This window comes from Streptomyces sp. NPDC002888 (genome assembly GCF_042888465.1).
Classification (GTDB): Bacteria; Actinomycetota; Actinomycetes; order Streptomycetales; family Streptomycetaceae; genus Streptomyces.
In genome coordinates this window covers 130,621-157,416 of record NZ_JBIAPU010000030.1, presented here as the reverse complement: position 1 = coordinate 157,416, position 26,796 = coordinate 130,621, and the positions used below count along the sequence as shown (strand labels likewise).

Genomic DNA, 26,796 nt, shown 5'->3' with positions numbered 1-26,796 from the left:
TGTTCAGACGAAGGCCGCTTCTGCGTACGGCAGTTACCGGACTGAGTGATCAAGTTCGACGCACCATTCGATGCCGGACGTTAAAGATCAAGCTAGGGCCCCTGACCCAGGAGGACACGGCATGACAGAGGACCTCGTGCTGCCCGCCCCGCGGGAGGCCGCCGACGAGTCGGCCGGAGAACCGCTACTGGTCGTGGAGGGGCTCACCAAGCACTTCCCGGTCAAGGGCGGCTTCCCGATCCGCCGCACGGTGGGCCAGGTGCAGGCCGTCGACGGCATCGACCTGACCGTGCACGTCGGCGAGAGCTTCGGCCTGGTCGGCGAGTCCGGCTGCGGCAAGTCGACGACCGGGCGCCTGATCACCCGTCTGATGGAGCCGACGGCCGGGACGATCACGTACCGCGGGCGGGACATCAGCCGCGCCTCGCGCAAGCAACTGGCGCCGATCCGGTCCGAGATCCAGATGATCTTCCAGGACCCGTACTCCTCGCTGAACCCCCGCCAGACGGTCGGCAAGATCATCTCGGGCCCGATGGAGATCAACGACATCAACCCGGCGGGCGGCCGGGAGGCGCGGGTGCGCGAGCTGCTGGAGATCGTGGGCCTCAACCCCGAGCACTTCAACCGCTTCCCGCACGAGTTCTCCGGCGGCCAGCGCCAACGCATCGGTGTGGCGAGGGCGTTGGCGCTGGAGCCGAAGCTGATCGTGGCCGACGAGCCGGTCTCCGCGCTCGACGTCTCCATCCAGGCGCAGGTCGTCAACCTGCTCCAGAAGGTGCAGCAGGAGCTCGGCATCGCGTTCCTGTTCATCGCCCACGACCTCGCCGTCGTACGGCACTTCTCCCAGCGCGTCGCCGTCATGTACCTCGGCAAAGTGATCGAGGTCGGCGACCGCGACTCCATCTACACCCGCCCCCGCCACCCCTACACCCACGCCCTGCTGTCCGCCGTCCCCGAGGTGAACGTCACCGACGGCGAGGGCGCCTCCGGCGGGCGTGAGCGGATCCGGCTGGCCGGTGACGTGCCGTCCCCCATCTCGCCGCCGTCCGGCTGCCGCTTCCGTACGCGCTGCTGGAAGGCGCAGGACCAGTGCGCGACCGAGGAACCCCCGCTGATCCAGCTCTCCGGCAACCATGACGGCCACCTCACCGCCTGCCACTTCCCGGAGGAACCGACGATCGAGGCACGCGAGGAGGACATCGTCCTGGACCCGGCGCTGGCGGCGCTGGAGGAGGGGGCCGAGGGATAGGGCTGGATGTGCCCGCCACCAAGTAATGCCTCGACAGCGGTCGTTGTGATCAGTAATGCTCAGCGCGATGACAAGAACAGATGACACTCCTCCCGCGTGGGACGAGCGCACCCAGCTCACCACGTTCCTCGACTACGCCCGCGACACCGCCCGCGCCAAGTGCGAGGGCGTCTCCGCGGAGAACGCGCGCAGGGCACCCCTGCCGACCTCACCGCTGATGACCCTGAGCGGACTGATCAACCACCTCCGCTGGGTCGAGTACTGGTGGTTCCAGGTGGTCTTCCTCGGCGAGGAGGACGAGGGCCCCTGGACCGACGAGGACCCCGACCGCGAGATGCGCGTCGCCGTCGACTTCCCGATGGAGCAGCTGCTCGACGAGTACGCGGCCCAGAGCGCCCGCTACCGCACGCTGGTCGCCGAGAACGACCTGGACACCAAGGCCAAGCGCCCCGTCCGCGACGGCCTCCACGTCGACCTGCGCTGGATCCTCCTCCACCTCACCGAGGAGACGGCCCGCCACAACGGGCACATCGACATCCTGCGCGAACTGGCGGACGGCACGACGGGGGACTAGGGCGCGTATCGAGTCGTGATCAGTTGGTGGTCCGGGTGAGGTCTTTGATCCAGATCATCGAGGCTCGTAGGTGGAGGCCGGCGAGGTAGCTGTCCGGGGTCTTGTCGTATCGGGTGGCGATGCCTCGCCAGGCCTTGAGCTTGTTGATCAGGCGCTCGACGGTGTTCCTCTCCTTGTAGAGGGCGGCGTCGTGGCTGACGGGTCGACCGCCTCCGGAGCCCTTCTTCTTCCGGTTTGCGGCCTGGTCCTTCTTCTCCGGGATCACTGCCTTGATGCCGCGTCTGCACAGGTGGGCCCGGTTTGCGCGGGAGGAGTAGGCCTTGTCGCCGGCGACCGCGTCCGGCCGGGTGCGGGGGCGGCCGGCGGGGCCGCGGACCCGTAACTTCCCCAGCACCGGGATGAACTGCGGACTGTCCGCGGCCTGGCCCGCGGTCAGCACGAACGCCAGCGGGCGGCACCTGCGGTCGGCGGCCAGGTGGGCCTTGCTGGTCTGCCCGCCCCTGGAGCGTCCCAGGAGGGCGGCCTTCAGCCGGAGTTTTCGCCGACGCCGGATGCGTCGTCGTTCCTCCCGCCCGGGATCGAACTCGCCGTTCTGTCCGTCTTGTTCTTCGACACTGCCCCTTTTGACCTGGCCTTCTCCCCCTCGGTGGCAGCCTTCTCCAGCGCGGTGAGGACGTCCTCGCCCAGGTGCATCCCGGCTGCGTCGTGGTGAGCGCGCGCGGTGGTGGCGTCGATGCTGACCAGGGACAGATCGATCTCACCCCGCGTCACATTCGCGGGTTGACCTGCGAGAACGGTATGCGGAGCCGCCGGAGACGTGTGTTCACGGCTCTGGAGCCCAGACCCATCGATGTTGGAGAGCACTGCGACCCGACCATGGGCTCCAGTATTGCGGCGCCTCCGCCAGGGAACCGTCCATGTGGCCCGATCTGATTGTTTCTCGTCTATTTGAGCACTATAAGCTCGACCTAAAGAAAAGAAGTCGCAAAGTTGGATCAAGATTCCTTTGCTTGCTTGCGGAAGTCTCGCTCGTCCGCCTAGCCTTCCGGCAGGTGTTCGAAAGGCGTGGCGTACAGACCAACCGCTCACGTTAGCTTTGCGTTGGATCGGAGCGAGGGGCCCCGATCCAGCGAAGCGGAATATACGGGGATGATCTTCGAATGCGATGTTCCATCATGCCTGGGTTCCGGCCCTCGCATCTCGGCTGCTCCGATGTCTCTGATACTCCCTTTTCCTCGGGTAGTGGCTAGCCGTCACTGATCGAAAGCACAATGCACCGCTTGCTGCGGGCGCTGTGGGGCTGCCGAGGGAAGTGAGCTCGTGACTCTGCAAGACCTTCAAAGTGTACTCTTCAAGATCTACCTCAACCCCGGATACCGGCTGGCCCACCGAATGGATCCCGGATCCTTCGCCGTCCATATGGGACTCAGCGGGGCGAATGCTGAGTTAGTGCGGAATCTTTCGCCGGGCGAAGCGGACGAGTTCGCAGAGGGGCTCAAGGCCAAGCAGCTCGGCTCCCTGGCCTCGCATATGCCCACCACATGGAAGTGGCTGCACGCCGAACGGCCGGAAATTCTGCACGAGTTCCAGGAGGGCAGGACCTACAGTCGTCTCGCCGAGTGGGGCGGCTTGGCCAAGCAGCTCGTCGAATTCGTACGCGAATGCCATGACTTCTACGAGGGTGTGCCCAGAGCCCTCTCCGATGTCGCCCAGCTGGAATTTCTGCTGATGGCGGCCAGGCGGGAGCAGGAGATCAGGAGCGGCCGAACACCCGGCTCGGCACCTGATCCGGATCGGTTCTCCTGGGAATCGCTCTACTGGAAGCTTCCGCACACGTCCCTCGCACACTTCTCTGTCGACGCGTTTGCCATTCTGCTGGGCAAGAAGAAGATGGTGGACGAGCGCGAGCCCACCTGGGTCGTTATCGCCCCGTCCGCATCGCGTCGTATGCCCGTCATTCTCCGCATCACGGAAGCGGCCTACAGCCTGCTCACCGAAATGAACGAACCCAGCACCGCCAGACATCTGCACGAGTACGCCTCGGAACAGGGTCTGAACGTTTCGGTAAAGGCGCTCGAGGCGTTGCTGGGAAGTCTTGTGAAGTCTCGCGTCGTCGGCTCTCACCATCTCAAGGAGAACGATGTCGATGCATGACGAGACGCACCTTTCCGATCTCATCGTGGCGGACCATTCCGAAGAACTGGACAGGGTAAAACCACGCCCTCTGGAAGGCTGTGCCGCTTGCCGGGCGTGCGCCCTATGGAGCCTCAGGGGCAAGCCGAGCACGAGCTCGATCGAAGGATGATGCGGTGACCTCGGACGATTCAAGCAGCTGGCGGCCTCCGATACACGGAGCGGGTCTGGGTTACCGCAAGGAGCTGAGCAAGGAATTCACCCTGCACCGTGCGGAAATCGATGTCGTCGAGATACTCGCCGATCAGTGGTTCGGCCATGACAATCCTCGGCGGCTTCGCGAAGTCGCCGATGAGTTCACCACCGTGACCCACGGTGTCGGCATGTCGCTGGCCGGCGCGGGACGTATCCCGGACGACTATCTGGCCGAGATCCGCAAGGTCACGGACGCCTGTGGCTCCTCGTATTACAGCGAACACCTTGCCATGACTCACGTCCCCGGCGCGGATTCCGGGCATCTGTGCCCTCCGGTCATCAGCGAGGAGAGTCTCCGCGTATGCATCAGGAATGTGGATCAAGCGCAAGAGGCTCTCGGTATCCCGCTGGCCGTGGAGAACATCACCTACTCGTTCTCGCTCGGTACCGGCCATGTCGAAGCTGCTTCGTTCTTCGCTGAAATCATGGCGGCCACCGGTTGTTTCATGCTGCTCGACGTGGCGAATCTCTACATCAATTCCAAGAATCATTCGTTCGACCCCCTGGGCTACCTGGACCAGTTGCCGACGGATCGGATCGTGCACATCCATCTGGCCGGTGGCCTGGTGACGTCGACGGGGCACCACATCGACAGTCATTCCGAGACGATCGGCGAGGAGATCTGGCGGTTGGCGGCTGCTGCCGCGGAGCGCTGCAATCCGAGTGCGGTCATCGTGGAGCGCGACGACAATTTCCCTGATTTCGAGGCACTGGTCAAAGAGGTTGCGATGAGCCGCGAAATCTTCTACCCCCGGAGCTGAGGAAAGGCGATCGAGGTGGCAGTCCATGATCACACACCACCGTTTGTTGTCGCTGTGATCGGCGCGGGACTCTATGGCTTGTCAACGCTTGAGCGTCTCGTCGTGAATATTCCCGAGTACTTTCCGGACCAGGAACGGGAAGTCCACATCCATCTGATCGACCCATGCCTCGAACGCGGCAGTCGAACCTGGCCGGTCGATCAGCCGGCTGAGCTCTGGATGAACTCGCATGCGGGGCTGATGACCCTGTTCACCGACGATTCCTCCAGCTGTGAGGGTCCGGTGCGGAAAGGCCCCACACTTCAGGAATGGGCGATCGCGTCGGGCGAGGTCCTGAGCGTGGACGAGACCCTGGACCGTCTGGTGGACGCCCACTCTCCCTATCGGTGGGCATCGCGCTCAGTGATGGGCAAGTACATGGGCTGGTTCTTGGAGCACGTCGTGCAGAACGCGCCCAATAACGTTCGCATACACCGGCACAAGTCACTGGCAGTTGAGATCGCGCTGGCATCCCCGTCGCAGAGTGGAGCCGAAGCCGTCCGCCTCGCCGACGAACCGCAGCCGCTCATCTGCCATCGCGTGGTTCTGGCCCAGGGCAGGCCTCCCATGGAGCTGGCCGCAGGCCAGGAAGACCTGCGGCGAGCCTTGTCCTCGTACCGGGGCAGCTACGAACCACCCGGTCACGCCGCGCTGTCGAAGACGTCGCACATCAAGCCCGGCGAGCGTGTGCTGCTGCGTGGACTGGGGCTCACGTTCTTCGACTACCTTCAGCTCCTCACTACGGTGCGAGGTGGAACATTTCACCGAGCGGCCAACGGCTCCCTGAGGTACGAACCGTCCGGCGACGAGCCAAGCATTTTCGCCACGTCACGGACCGGTGTGCTGGCGCATCCTGCCCGATGGTGGCCCATGACGGGCAATATGGTGAAGTGCCCCGTGCCCAGGTTCACTTCGTCCCGGATATTCGCCGAGCTGGCTCGAAGTACTGACACGGCGGGCGCTCTCCGGAAAGCGACCGCGCGCATGACGTCGGAGCTCCAGTACTTCTACTACTGCGAACTCCTCGCCGCCGATCCCGAGCGCTCTTCCCATGTCTTGGAACGGTTCCAGCAGACCTACCCGACCCTCGAACCGGGAACGTCGGCCCAGGAAGAGCTAATCGCGACGATCATCCCGGAGGATGAGCGACTCGACTTCAGCCGTCTGCTGGATCCGCTCCAGGGCCAGAACTTCCATGACCTGGACTCCCTCCAGTCGTGGATGAGGCGGTATATCGCGCAGATCACCAATCGCACCTTGTCCAAGGAACACAGCCGCGATCTGGCACTCCGGATCGGTCTCTCCTATCTCACCACCTCCCTCATGACGGCCGCGCGTTCGCACGGGCCTCGGGCAAACACCGATTTCTACCAGGCGACACGGGACTGGGTGTGGGCCAGGATGGCGATCCTGACAGGAGGGGCCCCGTGGCCGAGGCAGCTGGAGCTACAAGCTCTTTCCCGCGCCGGTGTGGTGACCTTCCTGGGTAAGGGATCGCGCATCGTCAATGACACCGAGACGCGGACGGTGAAATACAGGAGCGAGACCGTTCCCGTGACCATCAATGTCGACCACGTGATAGAGGCGCGCCATTCGATGCCATCGGTGACGCGGACGAGCGACGAGCTGATCAAGCAGCTGCAGCGGCGCGGGGAAGTGTCGTGGCGGGAATTCGGTCGTACTTCCCCCGGTCATGAGCCCGGGCCGCAGAGGGTCACCGTCACTCGGCACGGCAGCCTCATCACCGCTGACCGCGGCGTGAGCCGCACCATGTACGCGGTCGGTGCCGACACCTCGAACCCGATCCTGACGCCGGGTCTGCCACGTGCGGGGACCGACAGCGATGTCTTCCACCTGACCGACCGGGTGGCACGACACGTCCTTCAATCGCTTGCCGGCGGCTACCCGGACCCGTCCACGGAGGGCTGAATGATACCGAGCATCAAAACCGACACATATGCGGTGTTCGACGATGTCCTCACTGCGGAGACCCTCCGTTCGGTTCGGAGCCGCATGGCCGACGAGCGTTTCGTCCATCTGAAGAACGTCTGGCAGCCGAACCATTTCCATCGCCTGGTCGAAGGAGAGCCGCTGGTCGGCCGCACCGTCTATCACAACCACCCGAAGGTACCCAAGGGCCTGGCCTCCTACCCCTCGGGTGACTCCGCGGACGAAGTGGTCGAGGCACTGCTGGAGGCCGAGGACTCACTCGCCGCGTGGATCGGACTGCGGGGGAGCGCCTGGGACTTCCTGACCTGTACGCCCTACCTGTACCCGGTCGGCTCGGGCCTCTCCTGGCACGATGACGCCAAGGACAGATCCGGTTCCTTCGTGTTGTACGTCCATGAGGACTGGAAGTCGTCCTGGGGCGCCGAACTGTTGATCGCCCACAATATGGGGGAGCGAAAGGCATCGGTCGAGCGCTACCAGGGCATCAATACCGATCTTGGGCAGTACGTCGCGGCTGTGCCCAACCGACTTGTGGTCATCAAGGCGGGAACTCCTCACTCGGTGCGGAGCGTGAGCGCACGCGCCGGGGAAAATCTGCGGATGTCCATGACCGGGTTCTTCCAGCCTCTGCCGCAGGGCCTGCGGGACGCGGGATGACGCATCCCGGCGGCCGCGTTCTGTGGCTACGCGTGCTGAGGCTGCTGGCTCTCGACCGGGTCAGGCTCACCGTCTCGTTCTTCGTCGTCCTGTCCTCCGTTGCTCTCACCATGACCAGCACGGTCCTGCTGAAGGGCGTTGTGGACGTGGCGCTTCCGCAGCACGACGTACGCCTGCTGAGCATGCTCTGCTCGCTCATGCTGCTCGCAGTCGTGCTGTCGTCCCTCTGCATGGTGGTGACGGCACGGCTCAATCACACGATCGGTCAGGGCCTGGTGCACAGGTTGCGCAGGGACATCTTTCGATCCACTCAGCGGATGCCCTTGGAGCACTTCACGCGCCACTCGGTCTCCGACGTGCAGACCCGCATTGCCAATGATGTCGAGGGTGTCAGCAATGTCCTCACGTTCGCCGCACAAGGAATGGTCGCTTCGGCGGCGGCACTGATCACGTCCGCGGTCATCATGCTGATCATGAGCTGGCCCATCGCCCTGGTGTCGCTATCGGTGGCTGTTGCTCTGAACATCCTGAACAACCGGTACGCCCGGAAGCGTCGCCGCCTCACCCACGCCCAGCAGGGCAAGGCCTCGGACATGGTCCACTTCATCGGCGAGCATCTGTCGCTCTCGGGTGTGCTGCTCGGGAGGACGCTGAGCCGGGAACACTGGCAGTTCGAAAGGTTCGACGGTATGTCCCGAGAGGCCGCGGACACCGCGATCCAAGAGCGTCTCGCCGGCCGGACGGCGCTCGCGACGATCTCCATGACACTGGCCGTCCTGCCGATCCTGGCCTACTGGGCCGCCGGTACCGCCTTGCACGGGATATCGCTGGGTGCGGTGATCGTCATCACCGCGTTGCAGGCTCAGATCTCGATGCCGATCCAGCAGTTGATGCAGTTGTCGGCGGATGTCCAGAGCTCCAGGGCATTGTTCGAGCGTATTTTCGAGTTGATCGACCTGCCGGATTCTCTGCCGCGACGGGACAAGCACGTCGTCGACGCCAGGGAGCGGGAAGCGGTTACCGAAATCCGCTTCGTGGATGCGGAGTTCAGCTACGGAGAGCGCATCGGGAAGGTTCTGGACTCGGTCAACCTCACCCTGCCGGCTGGCCGACGCGTCTTCGTCACCGGAGAGTCGGGCTCGGGCAAGAGCACCTTGGCGCTGATGTTGGCCGGCCTGATCATTCCGCAAGCGGGGTCGGTCTCCGCCTGTCTGGCGAGCGGGCGCACGGCTGAGGACATGAGGGCGGTGGCGACGTTGGTCCCCCAGGAGCCGACTCTGTTCAATCTGTCCATCCGGGAGAATCTGGCCTTTGGCGATCCATCGTGCACTCCTGAACGCATGACCGCAGTGCTGCGCACCGTAGAACTGGACGGTCTGCTCACCCGTCTCCCGGACGGCCTGGACACGGTCGTCGGTGATCGCGGTGCCACGGTTTCGGGTGGCGAGCGACAGCGAATGGCGGTCGCGCGAGCATTGCTTGCCGACTACCCCGTACTGGTTTTCGATGAATTCTCCAGTGGGCTCGATGACGCAACGTCGGAAGCGGTATTCGAGGGGCTTTTGCAAAGGATCGAAGGTAAAACCCTCATCGTGGTGGCACACAGATTGCCCACTTTGCGTGACGGCGACATCGTCCTGACTATGAGCTCGGGAAAGGTCGCGATCGTCGAATCGGTATGACGGGTATTAAAAAGAAGCAAAAAAGCAGGTGTCCCTGAGAAGCGTCAGCTCCTCAGGGACACCTTGATTGAGGCGCGCTCAGATGGGACCCGGGCGTCCCCGGCAGCCGGCGCTGCAGATCACAGACGTGCTCCCGCCACCGCTACAGCACGGCGTGGGGACGTTGGTCATCCACACCTCCAGCTCCTCCTCGTCGAAGTCCACCGGAATTATCAGTTCCTGGTGATCGAGCTCAACGAGGGTCTCGGCGGGCTCTTTGAGCGCCGAAGATCCAGTTGCCTGCATTGATTTCCTTCCGTTCGTTGGGGCACGGATGGTTCGCTTGGGTACGTTATTTGCGGCACCGCTTCCCGTGCAATACCCGGAGGTGATCTTGACGAATGTTTTACGTTTACTTTACTTCGCGCGAGGCTATATTTTGAGGAAATGCTCGCGTGGCTGACCGCAGGAGTTTGCTCACCATGCTCGACTTTCGCTTCCTTGAGTTCTGCCGACCTGACAAGCTCTTCTACGACGTGCCCGACGCGGAGAAAGCGGAGGACGACTTCGAGGTCTCCCTGCCCGACGAGTGGCGCGTCGAGCGCGGGCGAGACTGGACTTCATGTCGGCCGCCTGACCCCTCCGGGCGGCCGGAGCAGGGCTGGAAGATCCATGTGTCCGGCACCCTCGACACGGCTGAGGGTCTGCTGGCGACACTCGTCCCGTATCTGGTCGAGCGGGGGGTGATGTTCAAGTTCATACGCAGTGCCACCGTGCTCAGGCGCCGCAACTCCAAGAACGGCGAGCGCACGGCCAGCGGCAAGTTCATCACCGTCTACCCGCACGGCGACCGACACACCGAGCAGTTGCTGAACGGCATGGAGGAGTTGGTCGGTGGGACCCCCGGGCCGTACATCCTCACCGATCTGCGCTGGAAGCAGGGGCCGCTGTACGTCCGCTACGGCGCCTACGTATGGCGGTCGACGCGTGACCAGCGCGGGGTGATGGTGCCCGCGATGACCGGCCCGGACGGGACCCTCGTCCCTGACGAGCGCCGACCGGTCTTCCGGCCCCCCGCCTGGGTGGAGATCCCGGACTTCTTGCACGAGGCACTCCAGGCCCGCAAGGAAGGCACCCTGGCGAACTTCCCGTTCAAGATCCGAGGTGCGCTGCACTTCTCCAACGGCGGTGGGATCTACCGGGCCACCGAGGACGGCACCGGCCGGGACGTGCTGCTGCGCGAAGCTCGCCCGATGGCCGGAGTCGACGCCGAGTGGGGGGATGCGGTCACCCGCATGAAGCGCGAACACTGGGCGTTGGAGCGGTTGAGCGGCCTGCCCTGCGTCCCGGAGTTCATTGACTATCTGACCGGGCACGAGCACCACTATCTGGCGCGTGAGTACGTCGAAGGGGACTCGTTGTCCGCGGCGATGGCGACCCGCCACCCCTACTCCGTCGGCGACAACAGCCCCCGCGCCCGCCACGCCTACCGCACCTGGGCGCTGGACGTGCTCAGGAGCGTCGAGGACGGCATGAACGCCATGCATGAACGCGGCGTGGTCTTCGGCGACTTGAGTCTCGCCAACGTGCTGGTTACCAAGGACGAGATCCGGTTCATCGACCTGGAGACGGCTACACCCGTGGACGAGGCCAGGCCACAGGCCATGGGCAGCCTGGGGTTCAGGGCGCCCGAGCACCTGAGGGGCCGGGACATCGACCGCTATGCGCTCGCCGTCCTCAAGCTCGTTCTGTTCATCCCGGTGCCGCAAGCGGTGCCCTGGAGCGCCCACAAGGCACGGCAGTTGGTGGACGAGATGGTGCGCGACTTCCAGGTGCCCGTCGAGTTCGTCGACTCCATCCTCGCCTGGCTCAGCCCTGAGAACCTGCCCACACGCCATGAATGCACCGTTGCCTGGCCCGAGCGGGCGGAGCACTCCGACCTGGAGGCCCGGATAGTCGACTCGGTTCTCGCGACTGCCACGCCCAACCGCACGGACCGGCTGTATCCCGGTGATCCTATGCAGTTCATGAGCCCCGGCGGCGGAACCACCTTTGCCTTCGGCGCCGCGGGCACCCTGTGGGCCCTCTCCCGCACCGGTTGGACGGTGCCCGCCGAGCACGTACGCTGGCTGGTCGACCGGGTCAAGGCCGGTGAGAGCGGCGACGGACCCGGCTTCACCGGCGGTCTCGCCGGCCTCGGCCACACTCTCGACGAACTCGGCGAACACGACCTGGCCAGCGAGGTGCTGGAGCGGGCCCTGGCCCAGGCGGACGAGCAGGGCGTCCCGGACTCCTTCGCCTCGGGACGGTCGGGCGTGGCCCTGGCCGTGCTGTTTCACCACCGGGCAACCGGCGACGCACGGTGGCTCGACGCAGCCCTCGATATCGCCGCTCGCATCGAGCAAGGGCCGCACAGCGCACGCCGGGTGGGCCTGCTGCACGGGCGCACCGGGCCGGCACTGCTGCACATACACCTGCACCGTGCCACCGGCGACCCGGAGTCACTGGCCAGGGCGGTCGACGAACTGGGACGTGACCTGGAGCTGCTGGAGCGGGCCAGGCGGGTCGGGCCCGGGCTTGACGGGGGAGGCGGCATGGCCGTTGTCGCCCGCGCGGCCATCGGGTTCGGTGCCGTCGAACTGCGCGAGCCGCACGAGCTGTTGGTGCGGTCGCTGGACCAGATCGCCGCCGGATTCGGACTCTGGGGAGGCCGGGTGGGCAGCGTGCTCGCTCGGGTCGACCACGGACTGCCCACCGATGACCATGTGCGCTCGCTCGGCTGGGACGCCGTCTTCCTGCAGGACGACTCCGTCGACTTCATTGGAGACCGCCGCTTTCGGCTCTCCACTGACCTCTCCACCGGCTCGATCGCAGCACTGCTTGCCCTCGCCAGCGCCCGTGGGCGGACCATCGTGTTCCCCTTCCTGGGGCGCGACCTGGGGTGACCATCCTCCGCGCAGCTGCGAGTCGGCCGCGCGAATCGGAGAAGGCCCGCGCCGGGTGGGCGCGGGCCTTCCTCCCCCGGAAGCAGGGGGATCGTGTGGTGCGGTCAGGCCGCCGGCTCGGAGTCCTTGGCGAGGCGGGGGGCCGGCACGGTCTCGGCCGTCTCGGGGTAGTGGCAGGCGGTCAGGTGGCCGGCCTTGTTGCCCTCGACCTGCACCAGCGGGGGAGCCTCGCTCGCGCACTTCTCCGTCGCCTTCCAGCAGCGGGTGCGGAAGCGGCAGCCGGAGGGCGGGTTGATCGGGGAGGGCACGTCGCCCTGCAGCCGGATGCGCTCGCGGGCCGGGGTGTCCTCCGCCGTGGCCTCGGGCACGGCCGACAGCAGCGCCCGGGTGTAGGGGTGGCGCGGGTTGCCGTACAGGTCGTCGCGGTCGGCGATCTCCACGATCTTGCCGAGGTACATGACCGCGACACGCTGCGAGAAGTGCCGTACGACGGCGAGGTCGTGGGCGATGAACAGGAACGCGATGCCCAGGTCCCGCTGGACCTTCTGGAGCAGGTTGACGACCTGCGCCTGGATGGACACGTCCAGCGCGGAGACCGGCTCGTCGGCCACGATCAGCTTGGGTTCCAGGGCCAGGGCGCGGGCGACACCGATGCGCTGGCGCTGGCCGCCGGAGAACTCGTGCGGGAAGCGGTTGTAGTGCTCGGGGTTGAGGCCGACGATCTCCAGGAGTTCGCGGACCCGCTTCTCGTGGCCGCCGTCCGGGCGGATGTCGTTGATCTCCATCGGCCCGGAGATGATCTTGCCGACCGTCTGCCTCGGGTTCAGCGAGGCGTATGGGTCCTGGAAGATCATCTGGATCTCGGACCGGATCGGCGCCAACTGCTTGCGATTGGCGTGCGTGATGTCCTTGCCCTGGTACTTGATCGAACCGCCGGTCGGCTCCAGGAGCCGGGTGATCAGGCGTCCGGTCGTCGACTTGCCGCAGCCGGACTCGCCGACGAGGCCCAGGCTCTCGCCCTCGGCGACCTGGAAGTCCAGGCCGTCGACGGCCTGCACGGCACCGACCGTGCGCCGGATCGGGAAGCCGCCCTTGATCGGGAAGTGTTTGGTCAGCCCGGAGACGTCCAGGAGGGGAGTGGTGCTGCTCATGGTGGTGAAATCCCGTCTCTTGTACGTCAGTTCGCCGCGCCGGCGAGGTCGGAGAAGTACTCGCCGCGCTGTTCGGCGGTCAGGTGGCAGGCGCTGCCGCGGCCGTCCACGAGCTCCAGGAGCGGACGCTCCTTGGAGCACAGGCCCCCCTCGACCTTCTCGGCGAATGCGCACCGCGGGTGGAAGCGGCACCCCGACGGCGGGTTCAGCAGCGACGGCGGCGAGCCCGGGATCGGGTTCAGCGGCACGTCGACGGGGTGGTCCAGACTCGGCATGGAGCTCAGCAGGCCCCAGGTGTAGGGGTGCTGCGGGTCGCGCAGCACCTCCTGCTTGGTCCCGCGCTCCACGCACCGGCCGCCGTACATCACCAGCACGTCGTCGGCGATGTCCGCGATCACGCCCAGGTCGTGCGTGATGAAGATGATCGCGGTGCCGAACTCCTTCTGGAGGTCCTTGAGCAGGTCCATGATCTGGGCCTGCACAGTCACGTCGAGGGCCGTGGTCGGCTCGTCGGCGATCAGCAGCTCCGGGTCACAGACCAGGGCCATGGCGATCATCGCGCGCTGGCGCATGCCGCCGGAGAACTGGTGCGGGTAGTCGTCCACCCGGGTCTCCGGCTGCGGGATCCCGACCCGGCGCAGCATCTCGATCGAGCGCGCCCGGGCCTCCTGCTTGGAGCAGCCCGTGTGCTTGCGGTACGTCTCGGCGATCTGCCGGCCGATGGTGTGGTACGGCGACAGCGAGGCCAGGGCGTCCTGGAAGATCATCGCCATCTTGTTGCCGCGCAGCTTCTCAAGGGTCTTCTCCGGCGCCCCGTTCAGCTCCTCGCCGTCGAGGACGATGGAGCCCTCGACGTGAGTGGTGTCCGGGTTGTGCAGGCCCAGGATGGTCAGGTTGGTGACCGACTTGCCGGACCCCGACTCACCCACGATGCCGAGCGTCTTGCCGCGTACGAGGTCGAAAGAGAGGCCGTCGACGGCCTTGACGGTGCCGTCCTCGGTCGAGAAGTGCACCTTCAGATCCTTGACGGACAGGAAGGGCTGCTGATCGGTGCTCGTCACGGGGACGCTCCAGAGGGGGTGATGCGGGGGGTAGCTGGCGGGGCGGGCGGGTGCCGCGCGGTCAGGCGAGCCGGATCCGCGGGTCGATGAGGGCGTAGCAGGCGTCCACGACGATGTTGGCGATCACCACGAAGGAGGCGGTGAGCACCATGACGCCGAGCAGCATGGGCAGGTCGCTCGTGATGACGGACTTCACGGCGAGCATGCCGATGCCCTGAAGGCTGAAGGTGCTCTCCGTGATCATGGCGCCACCGAAGAGAACGCCCAGGTCGATGCCGAAGATGGTGACGATCGGCCCCATCGCGCCGCGCCAGGCGAAGCGGAAGAAGACGCTGCGCTGGGACAGACCCTTGGCGCGGGCCGTACGGACGTAGTCCTCGGTGAGTGTCTCGACCATCTGGGAGCGCGTCATACGGGTGTAGTTCGCGGTGAAGATCAGGGCGAGTACCAGCCACGGGAGGAGCAGTCCGCTGAACCAGGCACCCGGGTTGTCGCTGAGCGGTGTGTAACCCGGCTGGTCCATGATGTGCCACTGGTACACGAAGAAGTACAGGGCCAGCGTGCCCACGAAGTAGATCTGCATCGACGAGGCGACCAGCGAGGCGCCGGAAGCGATCTTGTCGACGGGCTTGCCCTGCTTCAGCGCGGCGATCATGCCCATCCCGACACCGAAGACGAGGAAGACCACGGCGGCGCCGATGCCCAGGGAGAACGTCGTCGGGAAGCGGTCCATAACCGTGGCGAGCACGGGCTCGCGGTTGACGAAGGAGTAACCGAGGCACGGCGCGTCGCAGTGGCCGAAGCCCGGGTAGTCACGGCCCAGGAAGATGCCGGTCAGCCAGTGCCAGTACTGCAGCGGCAGCGGGTCCGAGATCCCCATGTTGTGGCGGATGAGCTCCAACGTCTCAGGCGTGCACAGCTTGCCGCAGGCCAGCCGGGCAGGGTCGCGCGGCACCGAGTAGAAGAGCATGAACGTGACCGCGCTGATGATCAGCAGCGTGATCACGGCGCCGAGGACTCGGCGGACGAGGAAGCGAAGCATGGGGAGTGGCTTTCCTGGGAGGGCCGTCGTGCGGAACGGGCCGGGCCGGGGTGACCGGGGGCCCGGAGGACGAGAGCCGAGGGTGGGGGCGGCGTCGTGGCCGCCCCCACCGCTCAGTGAGGGATCAGGACTTGACGTACATCTTGTAGAGCATGCAACCGTCGAAGTTCGGGTCCATCTTCACGTTGCCGAGCTTGGAGCCGTGCATGTAGATGCGCCGCATGTACACGTCGGGGATGAAGGCGCCGAGCTCCGTGACCTGCTTGTCCAGGGCGGCCCACATCTCGTTGGCCTTGTTCTGGTCGGTCTCGGCGGTGGCGGCCTTGATGGCCGCGTCGACCGCCGGGTCCTTCAGGTGCGAGTAGTTCTGGCCCTGGTCCTTGACCTGGTCGCTCTGGAACAGCGGCTGGAAGACCGAGAAACCGGTCGGCCAGTCGGCGGACCAGCCGCCCCAGTAGACGTCGAAGCCGTTGTCGAGCTTGCCGACCTGGTCGTACCAGGTGGTGGAGTCGATCGGCTTGGTGACGACGTCGAAGCCGGCCTTCTTCAGGGCCTGCTCGACGACGACCTTGACCTTGGCGTTGGTCGGGTCGTTCTGGTAGGCGTAGACGATCTTGGTGCCGGTCTTGCCGGCCTTCTCCAGGATCTTCTTCGCGGCGGCCGGGTCGCCCGCCGGGTTCTTCAGCTTGCCCCAGACGTCCTGCGACTTGTAGCCGGCGACGAGCGGGCTCATGATGCCGGTCGCGTACTCACCGCGGTTGGCGCCACCCTGGAGCTGACGGATGTTGGCGGTCGGCCAGGCCTTGATGAGGGCCTCGCGGACGGACTTGTCCGTGACACGGGTGGTGTTGATCCAGTAGACGCTGACGCCGCTGCCGAGCTCGGAGAAGACGCGGTCCTTGGCCTGCGAGGTCGCCTTGGCGACGCGCTCCACTGGGATCGTGCGCCACGACACGGCGTACTGGTCGGGGCCGGAGTCGGCGAGCAGACGGTCGGCCGCGGTGAGCGCCTCGATGCCGAAGGTGAAGTCGAACTCGTCCGGGTAGGCGTTGCGGATCGGGTCGGTCGCCGGGTCCCAGTGCTCGTTGCGGACCAGCACCATCGACTTGTCGGTGACGTGCGACTTGATCTTGTAGGGACCGTTGGAGACCGGCTTCTTGTCGTAGTTCTCCTTGGTGTCCTTCTTCACCGGGGTCGGCGCGTAGGAGTGCATCGCGAGGACGTAGTTGAAGTCCGGACGCGCCTCGGAGAGGTGGAAGGTGATGGTCTTGCCGCTGGTCTCGATCGACTTCAGGTGCTTGCCCTTGTAGGGGCCGGGGTACGACTTGCGGTAGTCCGCGGTGCCCGTCAGCCAGGTCTGGACGTAGAAGGCGCCCTCGGTGATGAAGCTGGCGAAGGCACGCTCGAAGCCGTGGCGGACGTCGTCGACGGTGACGTCGGAGCCGTCCTCCCACTTGATGCCGTCCTTCAGGGTGAAGGACCAGGTCTTGCCGCCGTCCTTCATCGTGCCCGTGTCGGTGGCGAGGTCGCCGACGAGGGTCATCGAACCATCGTCGCCGATCTTGTAGCCGGTCAGGGTCCGGGAGAGGACGATCGCGGCCAGTGAGTTCCAGGCGTAGTAGATGCGCTGCGGGTCGAGGTGCGAGAAGTCGTCGTCGTTCAGGAGGGAGACCTTGCCGCCCTTCTTCGCGCCGGAGACCTCGGGGGCCGGGCCCTTGGAGTCCTCCGCGGTGCCGATCTTGACCACGGTGGCCTTGGCCTTGGCGGCGTCCTGCTTGCCACCGCCGGTGTTGCTGCTGGAGTCACCGCTGCTGCACGCGGTCAGCACGGATCCCGAAGCGGCGGCCACACCGGTGGCTATCAGGAAGTTTCTGCGCGAAAAGGACATCGCATCCTGCCTAGGAAAGAGAGTTGATGAGAGAGGTTCCGGCACCCCGGCACCTTTGCCGTGGTCCTGAAAAGGGCCGGAGTCAGCGCTTGGTCTTCGGGTCGAGCGCGTCGCGTACCGAGTCACCGAGCAGGTTGAACGCCAGTACGAAGATCACCATCGCCACGCCGGGGAAGAGCAGGAAGGTGATGTCGTCCTGGTAGAACTTCGCGGCGTACCCGATCATGACGCCCCAGTCGGGCGTCGGGTCCTGCAGACCGACACCGAGGTAGGCGAGACCTGCCTCCGTGGTGACCATCAGCGGGAGGTTGAGGGTCGCCTGGATGAGGATCGGCGTCCACAGGTTGGGCAGCAGCTCCTTGAAGATGATGCGTGCCGGGGAAGCGCCGGTGACCTTGGCGGCCTCGATGAACTCACGCTCGCGCAGGGCCAGTACCTGGCCGCGCAGCAGTCGCGCGATGGAGGCCCAGCCGAAGACGGTGAGCAGGCCGATCAGGCAGACGACGGTCAGCCAGACCGGCGTGTTGTCCTCGGGGTCCACGAAGAGGGCGATCACCACCGGGGTGAAGGCCACGAAGAAGAGCTGCGACGGGAAGGCCAGCAGGATGTCGATGACACGGCCGAGGAACCAGTCCGTCTTGCCGCCGATGTAGCCGGCGGTCACGCCGATCACCACACCGATGATCACGACGAGGATAGTGATGCCGGTCGCGATGAGCAGCGAGTTGCGGATCGCGTAGAGCAGGAAGGTGAAGACGTCACGGCCGAGCTGCGGGTCGATGCCGAACCAGAAATCGCCGCTCATGCCGCCGTTGGCCCCCGTGGGGAAGCCGTTGTCGCCGAGCAGGCCCGGCGTGTTCAGGCCGTAGGTGTCGTACGGGTTCTTCCCGTAGACCTTGGCGATCAACGGGGCGCACAGCGCGATCACGAAGAAGAAGATCACGACGAAGGCGGATATGACGCCCGTGCGGTCCCGTTTGAACCGGCGCCACGCGAGCTGCCCGGGGGACCGGCTCTCGTTGGCCTTCGGGGCGGGAGAAGTGATCGACTTCTCGACGTCCTCGTCGGTCACCTCGAGCGGGGCAGCCGCGGATGGAGTAGGGGGGGTCATGGTGCTCCTGGCCCAGGGAGGGTCTGAATGACTCCGCAGGGCACTCCCCTACGGGCTACGCGGGACTTTTTCAACGCAATTCGTTCAAGGTCAATAAAAACTAGCCTCCCTTGGTCTTCTATTTACTTTCTTTACCTCGCCTTTGCCGTACTGTAGCTACGCGTGTAGCGCGTTGTAATCGTTCCGTGTCCAGAACCCGGCGAACCGGGCGAAGCGGGCAACGTGTTCGTTATCCGGATACCTCAGCGTCGAAATGCGTACATGAAGGGGTAGCAATCCAACGGTTCGGCATCGGATGACAATGATCCATTGCGTCCCCCGGTGGAGATCCATTGTGAGGCACGGGGGAGATCCTTCGGTATCCCTCCAACAGCCCCGCGGCGCGCGGGGTCCATGTGCGGTATGCACCTCTTGAGTCGATATTGGCCAATAACGGATCGGCCAGAAACGGTCGGCCGGTGACGGATTCTCAGGAGGAGACACCCATGCGTGGAGCCACGCGCGCCAAGTGGGCCGTATGTGCGGCGGCGACGGCCCTCGTGGCCGCGGGCTGCGGAACCGAGACCAGCGGCAGCGGCGCCGGCGGGGCGGTGCTCACCTCGTCCTGGGGCGACCCGCAGAACCCGCTGGAGCCCTCCAACACCAACGAGGTGCAGGGCGGCAAGGTCCTCGACATGATCTTCCGGAGCCTCAAGCGGTACGACCCGCGCACCGGCGAGGCCGAGAACATGCTCGCCGAGCGCATCGAGACCCCGGACTCACAGCACTTCACCGTCACCCTCAAGGACGGCTGGACCTTCAGCAACGGCGAGAAGGTCACCGCCGCATCCTTCGTCGACGCCTGGAACTACGGCGCGAACCTGAGGAACAACCAGAAGAACGCGTACTTCTTCAGCTACATCGACGGCTACGACGCCGTCCACCCCGAGGGCGGGGGCAAGCAGAGCGCCGACACGCTCTCCGGGCTGAAGGTCGTCGACGACCGCACCTTCACCGTCCGGCTCAGCCAGAAGTTCTCGGCCTTCCCCGACACCCTCGGCTACCCCGCCTTCGCCCCGCTGCCCCGCGCGTTCTTCGACGACCACGACGCCTGGTTGAAGAAGCCGGTCGGCAACGGGCCCTACAGCGTCGAGTCGTACACCAAGGGCGCGGAGATGGTCCTGCGGAAGTGGGACGGCTACCCCGGCAAGGACAAGGCGCGCAACGACGGCGTGACCCTCAAGGTCTACACCGACACCAACACCGCCTACACCGACCTGCTGGCCGGCAACCTCGACCTCGCCGACGACATCCCGGCCGCACAGCTCAGAAACGTCCGCGGCGACCTCGGCGACCGCTACCTCAACACGCCCGCCGGAATCATCCAGACCCTCGCCTTCCCCTTCTACGACAAGAAGTGGAACCAGAAGGACTCCGTCAAGATCCGCAAGGGGCTGTCCCGGGCGATCGACCGCAAGGGCATCACCGAGACGATCTTCCAGAAGACCCGCACCCCCGCCACCGACTGGACCTCCCCGGTCCTCGGCAAGGAGGGCGGCTACAAGGAGGGGCTGTGCGGTGAGTGGTGCGAGTACGACGCCGCCGCGGCGAGGAAGCTGATCGCGGAGGGCGGCGGGCTGCCCGGCGGCCAGGTCAGGATCACCTACAACGCGGACACCGGCTCGCACCGGCTCTGGGTCGACGCCGTCTGCAACTCCGTCAACAAGGCCCTCGGCAACGACCGGGCCTGCGTCGGCAACCCGGTCGGCACCTTCGCCGACTTCCGCAACCAGACGACGAAGCAGAAGGTCCAGGGCCCCTTCCGGACCGGCTGGCAGATGGACTACCCGCTGAGCCAGAACTTCCTTCAGCCGCTCTACTACACCAACGCCTCCTCCAACGACGGCAAGTGGTCCAACCAGGACTTCGACCGGCTCGTCGACCGCGCCAACGCCGAGACCGACACCGCCAAGGCCGTCGACCTGTTCCAGCAGGCCGAGGAGATCGTCCGCGACGAGATGGCCGCCATCCCGCTCTGGTACCAGAACGGCAGCGCCGGCTGGTCCGAACGGCTGTCGAACGTGACGCTCAACTCCTTCAGCGTCCCCGTCTACGACGAGATCAAGGTCGGCTGACCCGCATGGGACGCTACGTCGTCCGGCGCCTGCTCCAGATGGTCCCGGTGTTCATGGGCGCCACCCTGCTGATCTTCCTGATGGTGAACGTGATGGGCGACCCCGTCGCGGGCCTGTGCGGCGAGCGGCAGTGCGACGCGGCGACCGCCGACCGGCTCAGGCAGGAGTTCGGCCTCGACGAGCCCGTGTGGCGGCAGTACCTGACCTACATGGGAAACGTCCTCACCGGTGACTTCGGTACGGCGTTCAACGGCCGGCCGGTCACCGAGCTGATGGCGACCGCCTTCCCCGTCACCGTCCGCCTGACGATCGTCGCGATCCTCTTCGAGGTCGTCATCGGCATCACCCTGGGCGTCGTCACCGGCCTGCGCCGCGGCCGGCCCGTCGACACGACCGTGCTGCTGTTCACCCTGGTCGTCGTCTCCGTGCCCACCTTCGTCACCGGCCTGCTGCTCCAACTGCTCCTCGGCGTGGAGTGGGGCTGGATCAGACCGTCCGTCTCCACCGAGGCCGGCTTCGGCGAGCTGATCGTGCCGGGCCTGGTGCTGGCCTCGGTCTCCCTCGCCTACGTCACCCGTCTGACCCGGACGTCCCTCGCGGAGAACCGGCGCTCCGACCACGTCCGCACGGCAGTCGCCAAGGGACTGCCCCGGCGCCGGATCGTCACCCGGCACCTGCTGCGCAACTCCCTCATCCCCGTGGTCACCTTCATCGGCACCGACATCGGCGCCCTGATGGGCGGAGCGATCGTCACCGAGCGCATCTTCAACATCCACGGCGTCGGCTACCAGCTCTACCAGGGCATCCTCCGCCAGAACACCCAGACCGTCGTCGGTTTCGTGACCGTCCTCGTCCTGGTGTTCCTGGCGGCCAACCTGCTGGTCGACGTCCTGTACGCCGTGCTCGACCCGAGGATCCGTCATGCCTGAGCTCCTCGACACCACCGCTGACCAGGTGAGTGCCCTCGGCAGACCCCGCAGCCTGTGGTCCGACGCCTGGCGGGACCTGCGCCGCAACCCCGTCTTCCTCGTCTCGGCGCTGGTCATCCTCTTCCTGGTCCTCATCTCGCTGTGGCCGTCGGCGATCACCTCCGGCAACCCCCTGGCGTGCGACCTCGCCAAGGCCCAGCAGGGCTCCCAGCCCGGTCACCCCTTCGGCTACGACGGCCAGGGCTGCGACGTCTACACCCGCACCGTGTACGGCGCCCGTACGTCCGTCACGGTCGGCGTCTGCGCCACCCTCGGGGTCGCCCTTCTCGGCTCGGTCCTCGGCGGGCTCGCCGGGTTCTTCGGCGGGGCGTGGGACGCGGTGCTGTCCCGGACCACCGACGTCTTCTTCGCCATCCCGGTCGTCCTCGGCGGACTCGTCCTCCTCTCCGTGGTGACCAGCAACACGGTCTGGCCGGTCATCGGGTTCATGGTGCTGCTGGGCTGGCCGCAGATCTCGCGGATCGCCCGCGGCTCGGTCATCACCGTCCAGCAGAACGACTACGTCCAGGCCGCCCGCGCCCTCGGCGCCTCGAACTCCCGTGTCCTGCTGCGGCACATCGCGCCCAACGCCGTCGCCCCGGTGATCGTGGTGGCGACCATCGCGCTCGGCACCTACATCGCCCTGGAGGCGACCCTGTCGTACCTCGGCGTGGGGCTGAAGCCGCCGGCTGTGTCCTGGGGGATCGACATCTCCGCCGCCTCGCCCTTCGTCCGCAACGCCCCGCACGCGCTGCTGTGGCCGTCGGGGGCGCTGGCGGTCACCGTCCTGGCCTTCATCATGCTCGGCGACGCGGTGCGCGACGCCCTCGACCCGAAGCTGAGGTGAGCCACCGTGCTGCTCGAAGTGCGCGACCTGCACGTGGAGTTCCGGACCCGGGACGGGGTCGCCCACGCCGTCAACGGCGTCACCCTCGGCGTGGACGCGGGCGAGACGCTCGCCGTGCTCGGCGAGTCCGGCTCCGGCAAGTCGGTCACCGCCCAGGCGGTCATGGGCATCCTCGACACACCGCCGGGACGGATCACCGGCGGCGAGATCCTCTTCCGGGGCAGGGACCTGCTGACACTGACGCGGGAGGAGCGACGCCGGGTCAGGGGCGCCGAGATGGCGATGATCTTCCAGGACGCGCTGTCCTCGCTCAACCCCGTCCTCACCGTGGGCGACCAGCTCGGCGAGATGTTCGTCGTCCACCGGGGGATGTCGAGGCGGGACGCACGCGCGAAGGCCGTGGAGCTGATGGACCGCGTCCGCATCCCGGCCGCGAGGGAGCGGGTGAGGCAGTACCCCCACCAGTTCTCCGGCGGTATGCGCCAGCGCATCATGATCGCGATGGCGCTGGCCCTGGAACCCGCCCTCGTCATCGCCGACGAACCCACCACCGCCCTCGACGTCACCGTCCAGGCCCAGATCATGGAACTCCTCGCCGAGCTGCGGCGCGAGACCGGCATGGGGCTCGTCCTCATCACCCACGACCTGGGCGTGGTCGCCGACGTCGCCGACCGGATCGCGGTGATGTACGCGGGCCGCATCGTGGAGTCGGCCCCGGTGCACGACCTCTACAAGGCGCCCGCCCACCCGTACACGCGCGGCCTGCTGGACTCGATCCCACGCCTGGACCACAAGGGCCGGGAGCTGCACGCCATCCTGGGCCTGCCGCCCAACCTCATGGACATCCCGCCCGGCTGCGCCTTCCACCCCCGCTGCCCCACGGCCCGGGACGACTGCCGCTCCGACGTACCGCCGCTGCACGCGGTGGACGCGGGGCGTGGCAGCGCCTGCCACCACTGGAGGGGGTGTCTGCATGGCTGAGCCGATTCTGGAGGTCAGCGGGCTCGTCAAGCACTACCCGCTCACCCGCGGCGTCCTCCTCGGCAGACAGACCGGCGCGGTCAAGGCCGTCGACGGCGTCGACTTCACGCTCGGCCGGGGCGAAACCCTGGGCATCGTCGGGGAGTCCGGCTGCGGCAAGTCCACCGTGGCCCGGATGCTGGTCAACCTGGAGAAGCCGACGGCCGGTTCGATCCGCTACAAGGGCGAGGACATCGGCAGGCTCTCCGGCCGCGCCCTGCGGGCCGTGCGCCGCAACATCCAGATGGTGTTCCAGGACCCGTACACCTCCCTCAACCCCCGTATGACGGTGGGCGACATCATCGGGGAGCCGTACGAGATCCACCCCGAGGCGGCCCCGAAGGGCGAGAGGCGCAGACGGGTCAAGGAGCTGCTGGAGGTCGTCGGGCTCAACCCCGAGCACGTCAACCGCTATCCGCACCAGTTCTCCGGCGGCCAGCGCCAACGCATCGGCATCGCCCGGGGGTTGGCGCTGCGCCCCGAGGTCGTCGTCGCCGACGAACCGGTGTCGGCCCTGGACGTCTCGGTGCAGGCGCAGGTCGTCAACCTGCTGGCCCGGCTGCAGAGCGAGTTCGAGCTGAGTTACGTCTTCATCGCCCACGACCTGTCGATCGTGCGGCACATCTCGGACCGGGTCGCGGTGATGTACCTCGGGCGGATCGTGGAGACCGGCACGGACACCGCGATCTACGACCGGCCCGCGCACCCGTACACCCAGGCGCTGCTGTCCGCGGTGCCGGTCCCCGACCCCGAGGGCCGGGAGACCCGGGAGCGGATCATCCTGACGGGTGACGTACCGTCCCCGGCGAACATGCCCTCGGGGTGCCGCTTCCGCACCCGCTGCCATCAGGCCCGGGAGAGCTGCGCGGGGGAGGCGCCGGAGCTCCGGCCGATGGGCGGATCGGCGGCGCACGAAGTGGCCTGCCACTTCGCATAGCCCCACAAACCCGCCGCAACCGCGTTAACACGCAGGCAACTTGGCTGACCCGATTCCGATATACGGACGCGTCAGGCTGAACAGCGTACGGCCGTGCGGGTGCCGTGAACGGGCCGGGAGCGCCATGTCTCCCGGCCCGTTTCTTGCGCCTAGTCCAGCGGGGCGAGGCCCAGCGACCGCTTCAGGAAGTCCACCTGAAGCAGCAGCAGGTTCTCCGCGACCTGCTCCTGCGGGGTCATGTGGGTCACGCCGGACAGCGGCAGCACCTCGTGCGGGCGGCCCGCGGCCAGCAGGGCGGAGGACAGCCGCAGGGCGTGCGCGACGACCACGTTGTCGTCGGCCAGACCGTGCACGACCATCAGCGGGCGGTGCGGCTCGGCGGGCGAGGAGAGCCCCTCGTCGGTGACGAGTGAGCTCCTGGCGTACGACTTTGGGGTCGCGGCCGGGTCGCCCAGGTACCGCTCGGTGTAGTGGGTGTCGTACAGCCGCCAGTCGGTCACCGGCGCTCCCGCGATACCCGCGTGGAAGACGTCCGGCCGGCGCAGCACCGCGAGGCCCGCCAGCCAGCCGCCGTACGACCAGCCGCGGATCGCCACCCGGGACAGGTCCAGGGGGTACCGCTGCGCGAGGTCCTGGAGCGCGTCGACCTGGTCCTCCAGGGAGACCGTCAGGTCGTGGTGGATCGCCTTCTCCCAGGCGGGGGAGCGGCCGGGGGTGCCGCGGCCGTCGGCGACTACCACCGCGAAACCCTGGTCGGCGAACCACTGCGAGGTGAGGTACGCGTTGTGCGCGGCGAGCACCCGCGGACCGTGCGGACCGCCGTAGGGGTCCAGCAGGACGGGGAGGGGAGTGTCACCGCGGTAGTCCGTTGGCATAAGCACGGCGCACGGGACGCGGCGTGCGCCCCCCTCGGTGAGTGTCACGCGCGGGGACAAACCGGGATCCTCGGCATACGACGTCACAAAGGGCCCCGGCTTCCCGTCGCGCAGTACCTGGGCCCGGGCCCCCGGCCGGTCGAGCGCCGCCGACACCAACACGGTCACGCCCCCGGCCCGCACCGCCGAGTGCACACCGGGCTCCTGGGAGACGCGCTCGACCCCCAGCTCGTTGACGCGATACACATGCACCTCGCCGGTCTCCGGGGCCGCCGCGTCCTCGCCGGCCGACGCCGAGACCAGCACGTCCTCGTCGGAGACGTCCAGCACCGCCCGCACCTGCAACTGCGCCCTCGTCAGGGGCCGTTCGCCGACCGCGAGGACCCGCGCGCCGCCCTCGTCGGCGATCCGCACGAGCCGTCCCGACGGGGTCCAGCACGGCACTCCGGGGAAAAGATCAAGCCAAACTGGATCTTCGTCCGCGTGCACCATCCGGGTCGCCCCGGACTCCGGGTCCACCGCCAGATACAACTGGCTGCGCTGGTCGCGAGCCTGCACGAGCAGCAGCGGCGCACCCGCCGCTGACCAGTGCACTCGCGCCAGATACGGATAACGGGCCCGGTCCCAGACGACCTCCGTGCGCGTCCCGTCCAGATCGACCGCGAACAGCCGGACCTCCGCGTTCGCGGTGCCCGCCGCCGGATACGCCACGTGTTGTGGGTCACGTTCCGGATGGGCGGGGTCGGAGATCCACCACCGCCCCACCGGCGTGTCGTCCACCCGCGCCACCAGCAGCCGATCGCTCTGAGGCGACCACCAGAAGCCGCGTGACCTCCCCATCTCCTCGGCCGCGATGAACTCGGCCGTGCCGTACGACACCCCCTCCGACTCCGGTTCGGCGAGCGCCCGGTCGCCCTCGCCCTCGGCGCCCACGACCCGCAGGGCGCCGTCGGCGGCGTAGGCGATCCGCCGCCCGTCGGGGGAGGGGCGCGGGTCGATCACCGGCCCGGGGGCGGGGAGCTCGCGTGCGGTGCCGGCCCGCAGCTCCGCCGCGAAAAGCCGCCCTGACAACGCGAAAGAGGCCAGTTCGACGGTCGTGTCGGTGGCGTAGCCGATGATGCCCGCGCCGCCCTCGCGACTGCGTTCGCGCCGGGCCCGCTCCTCGGCGGACAGGTTCTCCGAGGCGCCGCCCAGCAGGGCGTACGGGTCGGCCGCCACCCGCTCCCGGCCGTTGGCCGGATCAAGGACCCACAGCGCGCCCGCCCGGTCCGTGCCGGAGGCGGACCGCAGGAACACGACACGGGAACCGTCGGGAGCCACGGTGAACGAACGCGGCGCGCCGAGCGAGAACCGCTGGGTGCGGGCGTGCCGTCGGGGGAAGGAGTCAGGCTCGGTCGTCATCCCCTGACCATATTGGCCGTGCGCCCCCTTGTGCGGCTGTGCGCCGACCGATGCGCGCGTACTCATAGTTATGATCACTAGCGCTGTGTGGGTATGAACCTGCTGCCCGTCGTATGGATTTACAAAATGGCCGCGCTCTGATTTGGAGGTGAGCCGC

The 26,796-nt window shown here is 66.9% G+C and carries 19 protein-coding genes and 1 pseudogene; 13 read left to right on the top strand and 7 right to left on the bottom strand.

Annotation, left to right across the window (positions count from 1 at the left end; translation table 11 throughout):
• The first annotated feature begins 121 nt into the window (after positions 1–121).
• Positions 122–1,249, top strand: coding sequence for an ABC transporter ATP-binding protein (locus ACFYWX_RS37435; protein ID WP_389429322.1), 1,128 nt, complete (start codon positions 122–124; stop codon positions 1,247–1,249).
• Between the two features lie 67 nt (positions 1,250–1,316).
• Positions 1,317–1,823: a DinB family protein gene (locus ACFYWX_RS37430; RefSeq protein WP_389429321.1), complete on the top strand. Its 507-nt coding sequence runs from the start codon at positions 1,317–1,319 to the stop codon at positions 1,821–1,823.
• Positions 1,824–1,842: 19 nt separating this feature from the next.
• On the opposite strand, the pseudogene ACFYWX_RS37425 reads toward ACFYWX_RS37430, so the two are convergent.
• Positions 1,843–2,585: pseudogene (locus tag ACFYWX_RS37425) on the bottom strand (IS5 family transposase); the annotation flags it as partial.
• A 558-nt stretch (positions 2,586–3,143) separates the two neighbouring features.
• On the opposite strand from ACFYWX_RS37425, the gene ACFYWX_RS37420 reads away from it, so the two are divergent.
• The 6 genes from ACFYWX_RS37420 to lanKC all read left to right on the top strand — a co-directional run bounded on the left by ACFYWX_RS37420 (position 3,144) and on the right by lanKC (position 12,224).
• On the top strand, positions 3,144–3,977 hold the full coding sequence (locus tag ACFYWX_RS37420; protein ID WP_389429320.1) for a hypothetical protein: 834 nt from the start codon (positions 3,144–3,146) through the stop codon (positions 3,975–3,977).
• A gap of 155 nt (positions 3,978–4,132) precedes the next feature.
• Complete coding sequence (locus tag ACFYWX_RS37415) at positions 4,133–4,972, top strand: DUF692 family multinuclear iron-containing protein (protein WP_389429319.1); 840 nt, start codon at positions 4,133–4,135, stop codon at positions 4,970–4,972.
• Between the two features lie 15 nt (positions 4,973–4,987).
• Positions 4,988–6,940 carry an FAD/NAD(P)-binding protein gene (locus tag ACFYWX_RS37410; protein ID WP_389429317.1) on the top strand — a complete coding sequence of 651 codons (1,953 nt, stop codon included), beginning with the start codon at positions 4,988–4,990 and terminating at the stop codon, positions 6,938–6,940.
• A gap of 84 nt (positions 6,941–7,024) precedes the next feature.
• Positions 7,025–7,618, top strand: coding sequence for a 2OG-Fe(II) oxygenase (locus ACFYWX_RS37405; RefSeq protein WP_389429316.1), 594 nt, complete (start codon positions 7,025–7,027; stop codon positions 7,616–7,618).
• Complete coding sequence (locus ACFYWX_RS37400; RefSeq protein WP_389429314.1) at positions 7,615–9,300, top strand: ABC transporter ATP-binding protein; 1,686 nt, start codon at positions 7,615–7,617, stop codon at positions 9,298–9,300. The genes ACFYWX_RS37405 and ACFYWX_RS37400 overlap by 4 nt, the downstream gene beginning before the upstream one ends.
• 461 nt (positions 9,301–9,761) lie before the next feature.
• On the top strand, positions 9,762–12,224 hold the full coding sequence (gene lanKC, locus ACFYWX_RS37395) for a class III lanthionine synthetase LanKC (protein ID WP_389429313.1): 2,463 nt from the start codon (positions 9,762–9,764) through the stop codon (positions 12,222–12,224).
• Between the two features lie 104 nt (positions 12,225–12,328).
• Here the strand turns inward: lanKC and ACFYWX_RS37390 are convergent, their stop codons facing one another.
• The 5 genes from ACFYWX_RS37390 to ACFYWX_RS37370 all read right to left on the bottom strand — a co-directional run bounded on the left by ACFYWX_RS37390 (position 12,329) and on the right by ACFYWX_RS37370 (position 18,477).
• Complete coding sequence (locus ACFYWX_RS37390) at positions 12,329–13,375, bottom strand: ABC transporter ATP-binding protein (RefSeq protein WP_389429312.1); 1,047 nt, start codon at positions 13,373–13,375, stop codon at positions 12,329–12,331.
• A gap of 26 nt (positions 13,376–13,401) precedes the next feature.
• The gene (locus ACFYWX_RS37385; RefSeq protein WP_389429311.1) at positions 13,402–14,436 is read right to left on the bottom strand and encodes an ABC transporter ATP-binding protein; all 1,035 of its coding nucleotides are present in this window, start codon (positions 14,434–14,436) and stop codon (positions 13,402–13,404) included.
• A gap of 61 nt (positions 14,437–14,497) precedes the next feature.
• Positions 14,498–15,478 carry an ABC transporter permease gene (locus ACFYWX_RS37380; protein ID WP_389429310.1) on the bottom strand — a complete coding sequence of 327 codons (981 nt, stop codon included), beginning with the start codon at positions 15,476–15,478 and terminating at the stop codon, positions 14,498–14,500.
• A gap of 124 nt (positions 15,479–15,602) precedes the next feature.
• Positions 15,603–17,366 carry an ABC transporter substrate-binding protein gene (locus tag ACFYWX_RS37375; protein WP_389429309.1) on the bottom strand — a complete coding sequence of 588 codons (1,764 nt, stop codon included), beginning with the start codon at positions 17,364–17,366 and terminating at the stop codon, positions 15,603–15,605.
• 82 nt (positions 17,367–17,448) lie between these two features.
• Positions 17,449–18,477, bottom strand: a complete 1,029-nt coding sequence (locus tag ACFYWX_RS37370) for an ABC transporter permease (RefSeq protein ID WP_389429308.1) — start codon at positions 18,475–18,477, stop codon at positions 17,449–17,451.
• Positions 18,478–18,962: 485 nt separating this feature from the next.
• Between ACFYWX_RS37370 and ACFYWX_RS37365 the strand changes: the two genes are divergently transcribed.
• The 5 genes from ACFYWX_RS37365 to ACFYWX_RS37345 are packed head-to-tail and all read left to right on the top strand — an operon-like array spanning position 18,963 to position 24,363.
• Positions 18,963–20,591 carry an ABC transporter substrate-binding protein gene (locus tag ACFYWX_RS37365; RefSeq protein ID WP_389429307.1) on the top strand — a complete coding sequence of 543 codons (1,629 nt, stop codon included), beginning with the start codon at positions 18,963–18,965 and terminating at the stop codon, positions 20,589–20,591.
• A 5-nt stretch (positions 20,592–20,596) separates the two neighbouring features.
• Entirely contained in the window at positions 20,597–21,520 is a 924-nt protein-coding gene (locus ACFYWX_RS37360) for an ABC transporter permease (protein ID WP_389429306.1), read from the top strand.
• A complete protein-coding gene (locus ACFYWX_RS37355; protein ID WP_389429305.1) occupies positions 21,513–22,406 on the top strand; it encodes an ABC transporter permease in 894 nt (297 codons plus the stop codon). Before ACFYWX_RS37360 ends, ACFYWX_RS37355 begins: the two co-directional genes overlap by 8 nt.
• Positions 22,407–22,412: 6 nt before the next feature.
• The gene (locus ACFYWX_RS37350; RefSeq protein WP_389429304.1) at positions 22,413–23,387 is read left to right on the top strand and encodes an ABC transporter ATP-binding protein; all 975 of its coding nucleotides are present in this window, start codon (positions 22,413–22,415) and stop codon (positions 23,385–23,387) included.
• On the top strand, positions 23,380–24,363 hold the full coding sequence (locus tag ACFYWX_RS37345; protein WP_389429303.1) for an ABC transporter ATP-binding protein: 984 nt from the start codon (positions 23,380–23,382) through the stop codon (positions 24,361–24,363). The genes ACFYWX_RS37350 and ACFYWX_RS37345 overlap by 8 nt, the downstream gene beginning before the upstream one ends.
• A gap of 149 nt (positions 24,364–24,512) precedes the next feature.
• On the opposite strand, the gene ACFYWX_RS37340 is transcribed toward ACFYWX_RS37345, so the two are convergent.
• Complete coding sequence (locus ACFYWX_RS37340; RefSeq protein ID WP_389429302.1) at positions 24,513–26,639, bottom strand: prolyl oligopeptidase family serine peptidase; 2,127 nt, start codon at positions 26,637–26,639, stop codon at positions 24,513–24,515.
• Positions 26,640–26,796 lie beyond the last annotated feature (157 nt).

Bases quoted from the DNA above. Each gene is read 5' to 3' on its own strand.
- ACFYWX_RS37435 (WP_389429322.1), top strand. From the start codon at position 122: ATGACAGAGGACCTCGTGCTGCCCGCCCCGCGGGAGGCCGCCGACGAG.
- ACFYWX_RS37430 (WP_389429321.1), top strand. From the start codon at position 1,317: ATGACAAGAACAGATGACACTCCTCCCGCGTGGGACGAGCGCACCCAG.
- ACFYWX_RS37405 (WP_389429316.1), top strand. From the start codon at position 7,025: ATGGCCGACGAGCGTTTCGTCCATCTGAAGAACGTCTGGCAGCCGAAC.
- ACFYWX_RS37400 (WP_389429314.1), top strand. From the start codon at position 7,615: ATGACGCATCCCGGCGGCCGCGTTCTGTGGCTACGCGTGCTGAGGCTG.
- lanKC (WP_389429313.1), top strand. From the start codon at position 9,762: ATGCTCGACTTTCGCTTCCTTGAGTTCTGCCGACCTGACAAGCTCTTC.
- ACFYWX_RS37390 (WP_389429312.1), bottom strand. From the start codon at position 13,375: ATGAGCAGCACCACTCCCCTCCTGGACGTCTCCGGGCTGACCAAACAC.
- ACFYWX_RS37380 (WP_389429310.1), bottom strand. From the start codon at position 15,478: ATGCTTCGCTTCCTCGTCCGCCGAGTCCTCGGCGCCGTGATCACGCTG.
- ACFYWX_RS37375 (WP_389429309.1), bottom strand. From the start codon at position 17,366: ATGTCCTTTTCGCGCAGAAACTTCCTGATAGCCACCGGTGTGGCCGCC.
- ACFYWX_RS37370 (WP_389429308.1), bottom strand. From the start codon at position 18,477: ATGACCCCCCCTACTCCATCCGCGGCTGCCCCGCTCGAGGTGACCGAC.
- ACFYWX_RS37365 (WP_389429307.1), top strand. From the start codon at position 18,963: ATGCGTGGAGCCACGCGCGCCAAGTGGGCCGTATGTGCGGCGGCGACG.
- ACFYWX_RS37360 (WP_389429306.1), top strand. From the start codon at position 20,597: ATGGGACGCTACGTCGTCCGGCGCCTGCTCCAGATGGTCCCGGTGTTC.
- ACFYWX_RS37355 (WP_389429305.1), top strand. From the start codon at position 21,513: ATGCCTGAGCTCCTCGACACCACCGCTGACCAGGTGAGTGCCCTCGGC.
- ACFYWX_RS37345 (WP_389429303.1), top strand. From the start codon at position 23,380: ATGGCTGAGCCGATTCTGGAGGTCAGCGGGCTCGTCAAGCACTACCCG.
- ACFYWX_RS37340 (WP_389429302.1), bottom strand. From the start codon at position 26,639: ATGACGACCGAGCCTGACTCCTTCCCCCGACGGCACGCCCGCACCCAG.